Genomic DNA, 13,760 nt, shown 5'->3' with positions numbered 1-13,760 from the left:
TGATGAAAGAGTAAAGTATTTGTTATAATATTATTTTTTAAATATAAGGGAGGAAATTAGTATGAAATGGAAAGGTTTACATGTCTGGTTAGTTATAGTATCAGTAATTTTAGTTCTAAGCGCTTGTAATTCAGACGATCAAGCAAGTGAGGAAGATGAAAATTCTGATGGTTCAACAAACATGTCTGTGTTTATAGCGGAAATTGGGGGGGAAGTGGATCTAGAGACTAATTCATTTACAAAATTTGCAGAAGAAGAATTTGGAATTAACTTTGAATTTCAAACCACTGGTATTGATTCTTCAGCAGCTAAAGAGAAAAGACAAATATCTTTAGCAAGTGGAGATTACCCTGATGTATTCTTTTTAATTGATTGGGTAGATCAATTTGCACCAAGTGAAGTATTGAAATACGGGAAACAAGGGGCATTGATTCCTTTAAATGATTTAATTGAAGAACATGCACCAAATTTATCTGAAGTTCTAGAAGAACGAGATGATTTTAGAAAAATTGTAACGGCACCAGATGGAAATATTTATGGTATACCAGGTCTGGAGGAGTGTTTCCATTGTACATGGCCGAATAAATTATGGTTAAATACGGATTGGCAAACAGAGTTGGGCTTGGAGCTACCTTCAACTCACGAGGAACTTAGAGAATTACTAACTGCATTTAAAGAACAAGATCCAAATGGAAACGGGGAACAGGATGAAATACCTTTAAGTGGTTCTGTAGCTTCACCTAACCATTCTATTATTCCTATACTGATGAATGGATTTGTTTACGACGATGCACAGACCAGGTTAATTGTAAATGATGGTGAAGTGAGTTTCGCTGCTAATACTGATGAGTGGAGAGAAGGTTTACAATATATCCATTCATTATATGAAGATGGCTTAATTGATCCTGGTGCTTTTACTCAAAATAGAGATGCATTTATTCAACTTGGAAATAATGCAGACGCACTGATATTAGGCGCAGCTGCGGCACAGCACCCATGGGAATTTATAGATAATGAAAATAATTATGCTTTTGATGCGATAGAGCCATTACAAGGACCAAATCACCAGTATGCTACTTATAATTATCCGGTAACTAACGGTGCTACTTTTGCCATTACCAATAAGGCTAGCGAAGAGGCTCAAATTAAAGCGATTAAACTATTAGATTATATGTTTACAATTGACGGAATGATTCGATCTCATATAGGGGGGGTTGAAGGAGAGGATTGGGTTCCTGCTGAAGAGGGAGATGTGGCGCTTAATGATGAGGTAGAACCGAACATAAAGCTACTACACCCTGAAGACCTTACAACCACAAACAATAATTGGTCAGCAGCTGCTCAATATTATCAGCCAAGAGAATTTCGTGATGGTCAGGTACAGGCTGAAGATATTTACACGGATGAAGGTTCCGAAAGACGTCTTCAAGAAGCCACTTATCTATATGAAGGTAAGGAACCAGAAGAAAAATTTCCTTTCTGGGCAGCATGGTATCCTGAAGAAGTCCAAGATGAATACTCAACTTTAGAAACAAATATTTTGGATAATGTGGAGCAAAGCTCTGTTCAATTTATTACAGGAGAATTAAGTTTAGAAGATGATTGGGATGACTATGTGGCAGGATTGGAATCTCTAGGTGTCGATAGATATGTTGAAATTAGTCAAGACGCATATGATAATTATTTAGAATAAAATTAATGAGTAAAGAAGCTGGATATTACCAGCTTCTTTACTCATAACCATCAAAAATAGTATAAAGGGAGGTATTTCAATTATGTTTAACAAAAAAAGCTAAAATATAAACCACCAGTAAACGGTTACCCCCCCGAATGGAACAATAATCCAGAAATTTTCAAGCTGAATCGTATGCCCCCAACACGCTTTAGCCATTCCATTTCAAAATCATGATCAAGCTTTGAGTTTTCAAAAAGATAAATCACCATTTGTTAAAAGTCTAAATGGTAAATGGAAATTTCATTTCTCAAAGAATCCAGATCAACGAATAAAGGATTTTTATTTAGTTGATTTTAATGTCTCTCAGTTTGATGAGAACTATCAAGATGCTACACTTCAAGTAAAGGCACAAGTTCTCAATTATTTTCAACGAGCTTTAACAACTAGCAAACTTGAAATCGAATTAAAAGAAGCAGATAATCACACAGTAACAAAACAAACCATTGATCTAGATATGAGTCAAACGGAGATTTCTACTGCCACAATCGAATCTAATATATCGCAGCCAAGGCAATGGAGTTCAGAAGATCCATATTTGTATACATTGATATTCACATTATTCGGTGACAATGAGCAAATAATCGAAGTATTTGCTACTAACATAGGTTTTCGTCAATTTGAAAAAATTAATGATATTGTGCATATTAATGGTAAGCGAATTGTATTTAAGGGTGTAAATCGTCATGAGTTTTCTGCTGATCGAGGTCGTGCAGTAACAGAACAAGATATGGTCAATGATATAGTTCTAATGAAACAATATAATATAAATGCGGTTCGTACTTCGCATTATCCTAATCACCCTAAATGGTATGATTTATGCGATCAATATGGTTTATATGTTATTGATGAAACAAATCTTGAAACACACGGCACATGGCGTTATGGTCAAAAAACATTAGAAAATACACTACCTGGTAGTAAACCAGAATGGACGAAAAATGTTCTGGATCGTTGCCAATCAATGTTTCACCGTGATAAGAATCACCCTTCTATAATCATGTGGTCGTTAGGAAATGAATCATTCGGTGGAGATAATTTTTTGAAGATGTATGATTACTTTAAACAGGAAGATCCGACTTGATTAGTTCATTATGAGGGAGGCTTCCATTATCCTCCCGCCAGGAGTGCTTCGGATCTTAAAACAGAGATGTATCTTAGTCCCCCCCAGCAGTTGGAGTTTTATGCAAAACAATTAGGTGATAAAGAACCTTACATATTGTGCGAATATGCTCATTCTATTGGTAATTCAACAGGTAACTTACACAAATATACAGAGCTATTTGATCAATATCCGTGTTTACAAGGTGGATTTATTTGGGATTGGAAGGATCAAGCATTACGTCATCAGACGGAAGATGGTATCGAATTTTTAGCTTATGGCGGGGGGGATTTTGGTGATTCACCAAATGATGGGAAATTTTCGGGTGATGGTATTATTTTTGCAGATGGTACGATCACACCAAAATTAATTGAAGTGAAAACTTGTTATCGCAATATCGAGTTTGAACAATTAAATCTTGCTACAGGCGAGGTGAAAATCATAAACAAGTTTTTATTTCAATCACTAAAAGATTTTAAGTTAATTTGGACTGTTGAAGAAGAGGGAGAAGTATTAGAATCTGGTGTTCAACTGTTAGATGCTGCCCCCGGAATCAGCACAATTAATCACATTGCCATTTCAAACAGTTTTTATAAATTCACCAAAAGAAAAAGTGATTAATTTGCAAGTAGTTTATGAAAATGAACCATTCTGGGCTGCACCTCACCATGAGTGGCATTTGAACAGTTCTTTATACCATCCGTATCAAAAAAAAACCTTTCCAGTTGGAACTATTGATATGGAAGAAAAAGATAATTCTTACACGATAATGGGTGAAGGTTTTAATGTGAGTTTTGATAAGTATACAAGTAGTCTCTCATCCTATATTGTAAATGGTAAAGAACTAATGAAGAGTCCGATGCTACCAAATTATTGGAGAGCAATGACAGATAATGATATAGGTACGCACTTTGATAGAACAAGTAATGAGTGGCGTAAGGCTAGTTTAAATAGATCATTAATAGACCTTCGTGTAGCATTCGATGTAAGTTGTGTGTTAGTAGAAACACATTATCAATTGCCAACAACAACAACTTCTATCACAACTATCCGTTACACCATCCATGCATCAAATAAGGTGGAGATAGAAAATCTACTGCAACCCGGGAAAGGATCCTCGGATATTCCTGAGATTGGTATGAGATTTGAGTTGTCAGACTCGTTTGATAAGATGGAATGGTATGGCAAAGGTCCGCATGAAACATATTGGGATTGACAAAAAAGCGGAAAAGTCACCAAACATAAAGGGAAAGTATCGGAACAGCTTCAGCCCTATTTAAACCCCCCCCAAGAAAGTGGTAATAAATGTGACGTTCGCTGGATGAAAATTAAAGACCAGGATGGCAATGGTATCAAAATAATAGGAGATCCAACTGTGGAAATAAATGCAATACCATATACACCTTTTGAGTTGGAAGAAGCAAGTCACCACTATAAGTTACCTATTTCTGATAAAGTATCTGTTAGAGTTAATGGGTGGCAAACGGGAGTTGGTGGTGATGATGCATGGGGGGGACAACACGCCCATACCGAATATCGCTTAGGTACTCATCAAAATTATTCTTATCGCTTTACAATAGAAGGCTTATAAAAGGTAGAGTCATCAAGAAAATTGATATGTTTCGATCCAAGAGGTGAAAGGAGTTTTAATTAGATTATTAGTAATCAGAGTGCAGTAAGTACTTAAGTTGTGTAAATACATCAACTTTTTTGATCATTATGGTTGCAATTTAAATTTATGGATCATATACTGTTGATAAATCAAGAAAAATTGATGTATTAATTGGAGTTGAAATAATGGAATTAATTAAAAAAGTAAATGAATTAGGCGAAGATGAAGCACTTGATTTTTATGAAAATATGTTTGATGCATTAGCTGATAAAATAAGATTAAAGATTGTAAATGAAATTAGTAAAAGTCCAAGTAAATCGCTGTGTGTCTGTGATTTAGAGGAAAAGTTAGCATTAAAGCAATCTAAACTGTCTTATCACTTAAAGAAATTAGTCAATGTTAATATTTTGATTCCAGAAAAACATGGTACATGGAATTATTATAAGATTAATGAAGAACAAATAGAGTTTGTCTTATCTGATGATACTTGTTGTAAGATTTTTTAATGAGTATCTTAGTTATTTATTGTATAAATCAATTTTATTTGATGTATATATCAAATAAATTGATATAAAAAGTTGAGGGAGATATACGTATGACAGATTCAATCTTAGAATTTATAAAAACCTTTTTCATGCTATTTTTTGAATTGCTTGCTTTATTTATTGTAGTGAGCTTTATTGTGAGTTTCATTCAACAGGTAATTTCAGAGGAAAAAATAAAAAAAATTTTAAGCCGGCCAAACAAAGCGGTTAATTATTTATTAGGAACATTATTTGGTGCATTGACACCATTTTGCTCCTGTTCAACAATACCCATACTAGCAGGATTATTAAATTCCAAAGTACCATTTGGGCCTTCCATGAGCTTTTTAATTGCTTCACCATTAATGAATCCGGTTATGGTTTTCATGCTTTGGTCATTGTTAGGTTGGAAAATTGCGCTAGTATATTTTATCGTACTAATTATTTTTAGTATTTTAACGGGGGGGCTTATATTTTCAAAACTTAATTTCGCAGAGACGTATAAAGGTGTAACTGTGAAAGGTGATGGCTTTTTCAGTAATAAACAAGGGTCCAAAGTTAAGCAAGCTTTAAATGATGCATGGGCATTTCTTTATCCAATGCTTCCTTACTTATTTATCGGGGTCTTTATTGGTGCATTCATTTATGGATTTGTCCCAGCAGAGTTTATTACAAAATATGCAAGTGGTGACGGTGTTTTCTCTGCAATGATTGCTTCAGTCATTGGTATTCCAATGTATATTCGTCCTGAAACAATGTTACCTATTGCAGATGCACTTGTATCAAAAGGTATGTCAATGGGTACTGTAATTGCTTTAGTTATTGGTGGTGCAGGTGCAAGTATTCCAGAAGTAGTTATGTTATCTAAATTATTTAAGAAGAAATTTTTAGTTGCATTTATTTCAACTATTTTAATTGTGGCTATAGCTACAGGTCTTATTGTTAATTTAATCATTTAGGTTTTTTAAAAGTTGTTGCGCGCGTATTATCCTATCATCCTTTTAAGGAGGTGATATTCATGGCAGAAAAAAAGTCTGGTCTTAAGAAGTTATTCTCTAAACCCAAGCAAGCCTGCTGCAGCGTTGAAATTGAAGAAGTCAAACCGACTGAAAACAACAACGGTTGCGGATCTTCAGAGGAGAACACTAATAAGCAACGGAAAGAGGCCTAATAAGGAAGGTCAAAACTCGGGACTATTACAAAAGGGCTCCATTTGGGAGCTCTTTTTAGGTGATAAAGATCTTATGGACAAAAATTCAGAATTCCTTTTAATGTGTCCATAAGAAGGAATCTTACAGACACATTAGAAGAAAAATACCTTGAACTGTCCGTAAGAATAAATCTTATGGACAAAACAATGATAAACCTAGATTTTGTCTATAAGAATCGATCTTACGGACAAAAAGGAGAAAAAAACACAAATATGTCCATAAGAAAAAGGTTGTCACATAAACTGAAGTGACAACCTTTTTTGAAAATTAATCAGCTTTTAACTGCTATTTCCATTCTAATATACCTGTTAAGTCGTGATATATGATCGTTGGTTCCATATCCATTTCCTCTATCGGTAGATTTTGACGATTAATCCAAGCAGTATGAAAACCATAGTTTTTTGCTCCCGATATATCCCAGCCATTAGAGGACATAAACAATACTTCTTCAGGTTTGACCTTCAATTCTTTGGCAGCATACTTATAAGATGCGACGGCTGGCTTGAATTGCTTGATTTCATCCACACTAATGATCTGATCGAATATATCAGTAATTTTTGATTGTTTTATTAACGGATCAAGCATATCATGTGAACCGTTTGAGAAAACTGCTAATTTTTTGTCTTGTAATTGGGTTAAAACATCCTTCACTTCAGGAAAAGTAGAAAGCTGTAAATAGGCTTTTAGCAGTTCATTCTCCGCCCGTTTATCAAGTTGCTCATCGTGTAGCTTCACAGCATAATGTAAGGCATGATTGGTAATTTGATAGAAGCTTTTATAATTACCCATTATTTGGTGCAAATTAGCGTATTCTAATTGTTTTTCTCTCCAGGTTTTACTGATTTCCACTCCTTTACCATCAAAGAGTTCGTTGCACTTTTCTATAACCGAATGAACATCAAATAAGGTACCATACGCATCAAATACTAAGGCCTTGATTCCATTTTTATTCATCAATAACATAACTCCTTTTACGATATAAATAGCAGGTAAGTATGTTCATCATGACTTACCTGCTAGATTAAATTCTTTTTATGTTAGCAAAAATGTTATGCCTTTGTCCAGTTCAGAATCATTTCTGTATCCACTGCTTTTTATGTTTCCGTGTAGTAAGTAGTAGGATAATTTCATTAATATACTTTTCCGTGGTCTACCAATAAGATCGTTATTTCTATTCTTCCTGTTGACAAAATACCACTAAGGGTATATTATTGGTTTTGCAGATAAACACCGTACCTCATTTATAGTGAATTTCAATAGTAAGGTGGTTGAGATTCACTTTTTATTTTATTATTATTAATACATGTAGGGGTAAGGGTAAAAACATAGGAGGTTTAACATGACAGAAAAGAAAAGAACAACAATAGTACTATTCAGTGGCGATTACGATAAAGCAATGGCGGCATATATTATTGCAAATGGTGCAGCTGCCTATGATCATGAAGTAACGATCTTCCATACATTCTGGGGATTAAATGCGTTACGAAAAGAGGAAAATATTCAAGTGAAAAAAGGTTTTATGGAAAAAATGTTTGGAAAAATGATGCCAAGAGGCGCAAACAAAATGGCTTATCGAAAATGAATTATGCTGGATTTGGACCGAAAATGATCAAAGATGTTATGAAAAAACATAACGCAATCCCACTACCAAATTTAATTGAAATGGCGCAGGAACAAGATGTAAAACTAGTCGCATGCACAATGACAATGGATTTATTAGGCTTGCAAAAAGAGGAATTATTAAACGATATTGATTATGCAGGTGTTGCAGCATATCTTGGTGATGCACAAGATGGAAATGTCAACTTGTTTATCTAATAAGGAACAATTAGTTGGAGGACGATAGAATGGAATATGTAATCTATATTTTATATGCTTTAGTAATATTCTTGGTCGTAAAACGTTTTATGTCAGTTAAAGGGATTAAAAATATTTCTACAGCTGAACTAAAAACAGAACTACAAGATAAAAATAAGCAATTTGTGGATGTTAGAACTCCAGTTGAATTTCAAAGGAATAAGATTAAAGAGTTTAAGAATATCCCACTGCATACAATTGCAAAAAGTGCCACAGACCAACTTGCAAGAGATAAAGAGGTAGTAGTCATTTGTCAAAGTGGGATGCGAAGTCAAAAAGCAGCAAAGGTTCTAAAAAAACTAGGATTCACCAATGTTACAAATGTTAAAGGTGGTATGAGTGCCTGGGTTAAGCACGATACAAAAATTAAAAAATAAAAGAGGAGTTGGGTAAATATGAAAGAGATAACAACAAAAGAATTACAGAATTTAATCGAATCAAGTAACGATTTAAATATTATTGACGTTCGCGAGGTTGATGAGGTAGCAAATGGTAAAATAAAAGGAGTAATAAACATTCCGTTAGGCTTACTTGAATTTCGCAAGCAGGAATTAAATAAATCAAAGGAATATATTATGGTTTGTCGTTCTGGTGGCAGAAGTGGCCAAGCAACAAAATATTTAGAAAGCCAGGGGTTTAACGTTACGAATATGACTGGCGGTATGTTGGCGTGGGAAGGCGAAATTGAATAATTTTTTTGTTTTCTAAATACCCCCCCTATAGGTAATTTAGGGTGAATAATAAATAGCTAATCAAAGGAAGCATTAAAATGTTGAAATAAGAAAAACTAGAAAGGGAGGTAAATAGATGGATATTGGTTTTATTATTATTATATTTTTGATTGGTTTTGTTGGCTCGTTTATTTCAGGAATGCTGGGTATTGGAGGATCTATTATCAAATATCCAATGCTTTTATATATCCCGCCATTAGTTGGGGTGACAGCATTTACAGCACATGAAGTATCAGGGATAAGTGCAGTTCAAGTACTGTTCGCAACGATTGGTGGAGTTTGGGCATATCGAAAAGGTGGATATTTAAATAAAAAGCTCATTGTTTATATGGGTAGTAGTATTCTTATCGGAAGTTTTATTGGTGCTTATGGCTCAAAATTATTATCGGAATCTGGAATAAATCTAACCTACGGAATTTTAGCACTACTTGCTGCAATCATGATGTTTGTCCCAAAAAAAGGTATTGATGATATTCCTTTTGATCAAGTGCACTTTAATAAATGGTTGGCAGCCTCTTTAGCATTAATTGTAGGTGTTGGCGCAGGAATAGTGGGAGCAGCTGGTGCGTTTTTATTAGTTCCAATTATGCTCGTAGTTCTAAAGATTCCAACACGTATGACGATTGCTTCATCTTTGGCAATTACGTTTATTTCCTCAATTGGTTCTACCATTGGGAAAGTTACAACAGGACAAGTGGATTATTTACCTGCAGTAATTATGATCATAGCTAGTTTAATTGCTTCGCCGCTGGGAGCAAATACTGGTAAGAAGGTAAATACCAAAGTGTTACAAATCATATTAGCATTGCTGATCCTTGGAACCGCAATTAAGATATGGATGGATATACTTTAAAAAAATATCAGAATTGCATTATCGAGTTTTAATGATACCTAATAGGGTATATATAAGTAAGATTATAAAAACAAGAAAAAATATGATGGAAGATTTCAAGGAGGAATACTAATGAGCATGAAAGTTAATGAAGTGTTAGATGCAAAAGGTTTAGCCTGTCCAATGCCTATCGTTAAAACAAAAAAAGCAATTACTAATTTAGAAGCAGGTCAGGTCATTGAAGTTCAGGCAACAGATAAAGGATCGACTGCTGATATCAAGGCATGGGCAGAAAGTACAGGTAACCACTATCTTGGAACAAAAGAAGAAGGCGAGGTACTCAAACATTACTTGCGAAAAGCAAGCGAAGAGGAAACTAAAGGCGAGACACAACATGAAGAAGTGCTGGACCTTGAGGAACTTCGTAACAAAGTCGAAGGAAAAGAAGCAATATCTATTCTTGATGTGCGTGAACCAGCTGAATATGCCTTTGGTCATATCCCTGGTGCTGTCAATATACCTCTGGGTGAACTGGAAGACCGGTTTAAAGAACTTAACATGGAGCAAGGTATAAACGTTATTTGTCGAACAGGTAATAGAAGTGATTTGGCTGCACAAAAGCTTGTACAAAAGGGTTTTAAAAATGTGAAAAATGTAGTACCCGGTATGTCAAGCTGGGAAGGTCCAACAGAAGAAAATTAATAATAGCAGGGACAAGTGGAAAAAAATGCATTTGTGGAGGGCATTGAAGTTGGTGGTGCTGCTTCATTTATCGAATTTGCTAAAGATGCTAATATGTCACTAACTTTTTAATTAGAAAAAAGACTTAGAAATTTCATTTTCAAGGAGGCTAATAATGACAACACCGATAACAACCGAAGCGTTAGCAAAAAAGGTAGTCAATCAAGAAAAGATAAGGATCTTAGATGTTCGAAATACAGATGAATTTGATGATTGGAAAATTGAAGGCGAAAATGTAGAAATCATCAATGAACCGTACTTCAATTTATTAGATGGAATAGAACCTGTTACCGGAAAATTAACTAAGGATCAAGAAGTGATAGTTGTATGTGCAAAGGGCGGCTCTTCACAAATGGTTGCTGAATTGCTAGAAGAAGAAGGCGGGTTTAGCAAGGTTCTTAATCTGGAAGGTGGTATGAAAGCATGGAGTGAACATTTGGAACCCGTTAAGATTGCTGATTTAAAGCAAGGCGGAAGTTTATATCAGTTTGTACGTTTGGGTAAAGGATGCTTATCCTATATGGTGGAATCAGATGGTGAAGCAGCTATTATTGATATAAGCCGAATGATCGAGAAATACGAAGCATTCGCCAAGGATAAAGGCGTACAAATTAAGCATTTAATTGATACACACTTACACGCTGACCACATTTCAGGTGGACGTGCTTTAGCGGAAAAAACCGGCGGAACTTATCACTTACCACCAAAGGATGCAACCGAGGTAACCTATGATTATACGGCTTTAGAAGAAGGAAATGACATTACGGTTGGAAATACGAAGGTGAAGGTTCAACCAATATATTCTCCAGGACATACGATTGGAAGTACGTCATTAATTATTGATGATCACTATCTTTTAACAGGCGATATTCTATTTGTGAAATCCATCGGCCGCCCAGACTTAGCAGGCAAAGCGGAAGATTGGGTTGGAGATCTTCGCCATAGCCTGTATAAACGATATAAAGAATTGTCAGAGGATTTAATTGTTTTACCTGCACACTACTCATTTGCAGAAGAACTTAGTGAAGGTGGAAGTGTTTCTGCACGATTAGGTGATCTTTATCAACGTAATGAAGGGCTACAGGTAGATAGTGAAGAGGTCTTTAAAAAAATGGTGACGGAAAATCTCCCACCACAACCCAATGCATATCAGGAGATTCGTGAAACAAATATGGGGAAAATAACACCTGAAGATGAAAAACAAAGAGAAATGGAAACTGGACCAAATCGATGTGCGGTTCATGGCTAAGGAGGAAGATAAATAATGGAATCAACAAAAATATTAGATGCAAAAGGTTTAGCATGCCCAATGCCAATAGTGAAAACCAAAAAAGCAATGAATGAATTAGAAATAGGTGAGATATTAGAAGTGCATGCAACAGATAAAGGTGCAAAAAGTGACTTGACTGCATGGGCAAAATCTGGTGGTCATGAATTGCTGGAAGATACGGAAGAAGACGACGTGTTGAAGTTTTGGATTAAGAAGGGTTAGAGATTAATTCTTAGAATGGAGGAGGAAAACTATGTTTCATTATACAGTAGAAACAAATAAATCAATGAAAGAAGCTGTACTATCATTACAGGAAAGCTTAAAGAAAGAACAGTTCGGTGTTCTGTGGGAATTTGATATTAAAGCAAAATTACAAGAAAAAGGTTTAGACTTTAACCAAGATTACCTGGTACTTGAGGTTTGTAACCCAAAAGAAGCACAACAAGTATTATCTCAAAATCAATTGGCTGGCTATTTTTTACCTTGTAAAATAGTGGTATATGAAGATGAAGGCAACACTAAAATAGGTTTACCTAGACCAAGTTCTTTAATTGAAATGATTAATGATGAATCGCTTAAAGAGTTTGCAGCGAATATTGAAAATAGACTCATTGCATGTATTGATCAAAGTGTTTAATTTAAATTATAGCGATAAAGGTAACATACCTTTATCGCTATTTTTATTTACATTCATCAAACTTTCACATTTTATTAGTATCCTATAGGAGAAGGAGGTGGGGGCTTTGCCATCTGCCTGGATGATTGGACCACTTATAGTAAGAAGTGATCTAGTAATTCTTATTGGAAGTTTCATTGTAGGAATTCTATTTTTTGGGCTTGTTAGTCCATACTCAAAAACTGTTTCAAAAAGACGGAAAGATGACGTCGGAAACTTGCTGATTGTATTCGTGGTATCTTTGTGGATTGGAAAAATTCTAACTAATTTTCTTATGTTTATAAAGGATCCGATATCTATATTGGCCTATCCTAGTGACTCCCTAGCATTTTATATTGCTAGTGTTATAACAGGGATTTATGGAAAACTAAAGCTAGTTAAAAGTTATCAGTCGTTAGTAAATTTACTGTTTGCATGGTTAATAGTGTTTTTTACTGCTTCATTTATGTATGAATTTATTCAAATTATATTTGGGAAATCAGCATTTTCATGGCAGTATTTAGGCTTACTCGTTCTATTGTTAATGTACTCTATCCTCCAACAAAACAATGTATCAAAGGATAAGCTTGTGACGACCGTCTTATTTGTGTGGAGTCTAGGACAGTGGCTTTTATCCCTTTTTTCTTATACGCACATTTTTCAATTTAACGTAAGTCACTGGTTTTATAGCATAATCTTTATGGTTAATATCGTTTTAATTATTTTCAGAAGGAAGGTTGAACAATGATGGAAGTAGCGGATATCACTATATGGCTTGCTTTAGGTGCAGGGATTCTTTCTTTTCTTTCACCTTGTACGCTCCCTCTTTTTCCGGCTTACTTGTCCTATATTACAGGGATGACCGTAAAAGAAATACAAGGCACCCAAAACATAAAGGTGCGACGGAAATTGTTGATTCATGCAAGCCTTTTTTTACTTGGTGTTTCTATGATATTTATAGGTTTAGGTGTGGGTGTATCCATTTTGGGACAATGGGTTCAAGATTTATTATCAGGTCAATCTGGCATTTTTCTACAACGGATTGCTGGTATTTTTGTTATTATCATGGGTTTGTTCGTTGCTGGTTGGCTTCAATGGAAAGGATTAATGAAAGAGAAAAGAGTTCATTTTAACAGAAAGCCTGTAGGTTACGTTGGTACGATATTTGTGGGAATGGGGGGGTTTGCAGCTGGATGGACTCCGTGTATTGGTCCGATCTTTGCTTCCATTCTTGTAATTGCAGGGAGTAACCCGGTGCAAGGAGCTATTTATACAATCATGTATGTTATTGGTTTTGCAATACCGTTTCTTGTGTTGACCTTTTTCATTGGTTCAACGAAATGGCTGGTTCGATATAGCCAAAAGATAATGAAAATAAGTGGGATAATCATGATTGCCATGGGTATTCTGCTGTTCACAGGTCAACTGGCAAGCATTTCTAATTTTTTATTAAAAATGGTACAAGATAGTTGGTTAGCAAATTTAGGGTGACT

Annotated in this window: 14 protein-coding genes and 4 pseudogenes; 17 read left to right on the top strand and 1 reads right to left on the bottom strand. The window is 35.0% G+C overall.

Features of this window, described 5'->3' with window-relative positions; all coding sequences use genetic code 11:
* Positions 1-61 precede the first annotated feature (61 nt).
* The 6 genes and pseudogenes from JCM21714_RS16770 (at position 62) to JCM21714_RS20285 (ending at position 6,141) form a co-directional block, all read left to right on the top strand.
* The gene (locus JCM21714_RS16770; protein WP_035726115.1) at positions 62-1,693 is read left to right on the top strand and encodes a type 2 periplasmic-binding domain-containing protein; all 1,632 of its coding nucleotides are present in this window, start codon (positions 62-64) and stop codon (positions 1,691-1,693) included.
* 223 nt (positions 1,694-1,916) lie between these two features.
* Positions 1,917-3,455 (top strand): annotated as a pseudogene (locus tag JCM21714_RS22450) (glycoside hydrolase family 2 TIM barrel-domain containing protein).
* A pseudogene (locus tag JCM21714_RS22440) lies at positions 3,373-4,425 on the top strand (beta-galactosidase small subunit). Before JCM21714_RS22450 ends, JCM21714_RS22440 begins: the two co-directional pseudogenes overlap by 83 nt.
* Before the next feature lie 206 nt (positions 4,426-4,631).
* Positions 4,632-4,952 (top strand): ArsR/SmtB family transcription factor, encoded by a 321-nt coding sequence (locus tag JCM21714_RS16760; protein WP_035726113.1) that lies wholly within the window; start codon positions 4,632-4,634, stop codon positions 4,950-4,952.
* 89 nt (positions 4,953-5,041) lie between these two features.
* Positions 5,042-5,929: a permease gene (locus JCM21714_RS16755; protein ID WP_035726111.1), complete on the top strand. Its 888-nt coding sequence runs from the start codon at positions 5,042-5,044 to the stop codon at positions 5,927-5,929.
* A 59-nt stretch (positions 5,930-5,988) separates the two neighbouring features.
* Entirely contained in the window at positions 5,989-6,141 is a 153-nt protein-coding gene (locus JCM21714_RS20285) for a hypothetical protein (RefSeq protein WP_158413551.1), read from the top strand.
* A gap of 325 nt (positions 6,142-6,466) precedes the next feature.
* On the opposite strand, the gene JCM21714_RS16750 is transcribed toward JCM21714_RS20285, so the two are convergent.
* Entirely contained in the window at positions 6,467-7,135 is a 669-nt protein-coding gene (locus tag JCM21714_RS16750) for a haloacid dehalogenase type II (RefSeq protein WP_035726109.1), read from the bottom strand.
* Positions 7,136-7,520: 385 nt separating this feature from the next.
* Between JCM21714_RS16750 and JCM21714_RS16745 the strand changes: the two are divergent.
* From JCM21714_RS16745 to JCM21714_RS16700, 11 genes and pseudogenes are all read left to right on the top strand, one after another.
* Positions 7,521-7,999 (top strand): annotated as a pseudogene (locus JCM21714_RS16745) (DsrE/DsrF/DrsH-like family protein).
* A 29-nt stretch (positions 8,000-8,028) separates the two neighbouring features.
* Positions 8,029-8,415, top strand: a complete 387-nt coding sequence (locus JCM21714_RS16740; RefSeq protein WP_035726108.1) for a rhodanese-like domain-containing protein — start codon at positions 8,029-8,031, stop codon at positions 8,413-8,415.
* 18 nt (positions 8,416-8,433) lie between these two features.
* Complete coding sequence (locus tag JCM21714_RS16735) at positions 8,434-8,730, top strand: rhodanese-like domain-containing protein (protein ID WP_035726107.1); 297 nt, start codon at positions 8,434-8,436, stop codon at positions 8,728-8,730.
* Positions 8,731-8,845: 115 nt separating this feature from the next.
* Complete coding sequence (locus tag JCM21714_RS16730) at positions 8,846-9,622, top strand: sulfite exporter TauE/SafE family protein (RefSeq protein WP_035726106.1); 777 nt, start codon at positions 8,846-8,848, stop codon at positions 9,620-9,622.
* A gap of 111 nt (positions 9,623-9,733) precedes the next feature.
* Complete coding sequence (locus JCM21714_RS16725) at positions 9,734-10,303, top strand: sulfurtransferase TusA family protein (protein ID WP_035726104.1); 570 nt, start codon at positions 9,734-9,736, stop codon at positions 10,301-10,303.
* Between the two features lie 15 nt (positions 10,304-10,318).
* Positions 10,319-10,414, top strand: a pseudogene (locus JCM21714_RS24930) (DsrE/DsrF/DrsH-like family protein); the annotation flags it as partial.
* A gap of 43 nt (positions 10,415-10,457) precedes the next feature.
* Positions 10,458-11,591, top strand: coding sequence for an MBL fold metallo-hydrolase (locus JCM21714_RS16720; protein ID WP_035726102.1), 1,134 nt, complete (start codon positions 10,458-10,460; stop codon positions 11,589-11,591).
* A gap of 15 nt (positions 11,592-11,606) precedes the next feature.
* The gene (locus tag JCM21714_RS16715) at positions 11,607-11,834 is read left to right on the top strand and encodes a sulfurtransferase TusA family protein (protein WP_035726100.1); all 228 of its coding nucleotides are present in this window, start codon (positions 11,607-11,609) and stop codon (positions 11,832-11,834) included.
* A gap of 31 nt (positions 11,835-11,865) precedes the next feature.
* Positions 11,866-12,249 carry a DUF302 domain-containing protein gene (locus JCM21714_RS16710; protein WP_035726097.1) on the top strand — a complete coding sequence of 128 codons (384 nt, stop codon included), beginning with the start codon at positions 11,866-11,868 and terminating at the stop codon, positions 12,247-12,249.
* A 106-nt stretch (positions 12,250-12,355) separates the two neighbouring features.
* Positions 12,356-13,015, top strand: coding sequence for a hypothetical protein (locus tag JCM21714_RS18835; RefSeq protein WP_052000860.1), 660 nt, complete (start codon positions 12,356-12,358; stop codon positions 13,013-13,015).
* A complete protein-coding gene (locus tag JCM21714_RS16700) occupies positions 13,012-13,758 on the top strand; it encodes a cytochrome c biogenesis CcdA family protein (RefSeq protein WP_035726096.1) in 747 nt (248 codons plus the stop codon). The genes JCM21714_RS18835 and JCM21714_RS16700 overlap by 4 nt, the downstream gene beginning before the upstream one ends.
* Positions 13,759-13,760: the final 2 nt, after the last annotated feature.

Source organism: Gracilibacillus boraciitolerans JCM 21714, from assembly GCF_000521485.1.
Lineage (GTDB): Bacteria > Bacillota > Bacilli > Bacillales > Amphibacillaceae > Gracilibacillus > Gracilibacillus boraciitolerans.
Note: the sequence above shows the minus strand (reverse complement) of the source record. Positions and strands in the feature narration are given on the sequence as shown.

Bases quoted from the DNA above. Each gene is read 5' to 3' on its own strand.
- JCM21714_RS16770 (WP_035726115.1), top strand. From the start codon at position 62: ATGAAATGGAAAGGTTTACATGTCTGGTTAGTTATAGTATCAGTAATT.
- JCM21714_RS16760 (WP_035726113.1), top strand. From the start codon at position 4,632: ATGGAATTAATTAAAAAAGTAAATGAATTAGGCGAAGATGAAGCACTT.
- JCM21714_RS16755 (WP_035726111.1), top strand. From the start codon at position 5,042: ATGACAGATTCAATCTTAGAATTTATAAAAACCTTTTTCATGCTATTT.
- JCM21714_RS20285 (WP_158413551.1), top strand. From the start codon at position 5,989: ATGGCAGAAAAAAAGTCTGGTCTTAAGAAGTTATTCTCTAAACCCAAG.
- JCM21714_RS16750 (WP_035726109.1), bottom strand. From the start codon at position 7,135: ATGAATAAAAATGGAATCAAGGCCTTAGTATTTGATGCGTATGGTACC.
- JCM21714_RS16740 (WP_035726108.1), top strand. From the start codon at position 8,029: ATGGAATATGTAATCTATATTTTATATGCTTTAGTAATATTCTTGGTC.
- JCM21714_RS16735 (WP_035726107.1), top strand. From the start codon at position 8,434: ATGAAAGAGATAACAACAAAAGAATTACAGAATTTAATCGAATCAAGT.
- JCM21714_RS16730 (WP_035726106.1), top strand. From the start codon at position 8,846: ATGGATATTGGTTTTATTATTATTATATTTTTGATTGGTTTTGTTGGC.
- JCM21714_RS16725 (WP_035726104.1), top strand. From the start codon at position 9,734: ATGAGCATGAAAGTTAATGAAGTGTTAGATGCAAAAGGTTTAGCCTGT.
- JCM21714_RS16720 (WP_035726102.1), top strand. From the start codon at position 10,458: ATGACAACACCGATAACAACCGAAGCGTTAGCAAAAAAGGTAGTCAAT.
- JCM21714_RS16715 (WP_035726100.1), top strand. From the start codon at position 11,607: ATGGAATCAACAAAAATATTAGATGCAAAAGGTTTAGCATGCCCAATG.
- JCM21714_RS16710 (WP_035726097.1), top strand. From the start codon at position 11,866: ATGTTTCATTATACAGTAGAAACAAATAAATCAATGAAAGAAGCTGTA.
- JCM21714_RS16700 (WP_035726096.1), top strand. From the start codon at position 13,012: ATGATGGAAGTAGCGGATATCACTATATGGCTTGCTTTAGGTGCAGGG.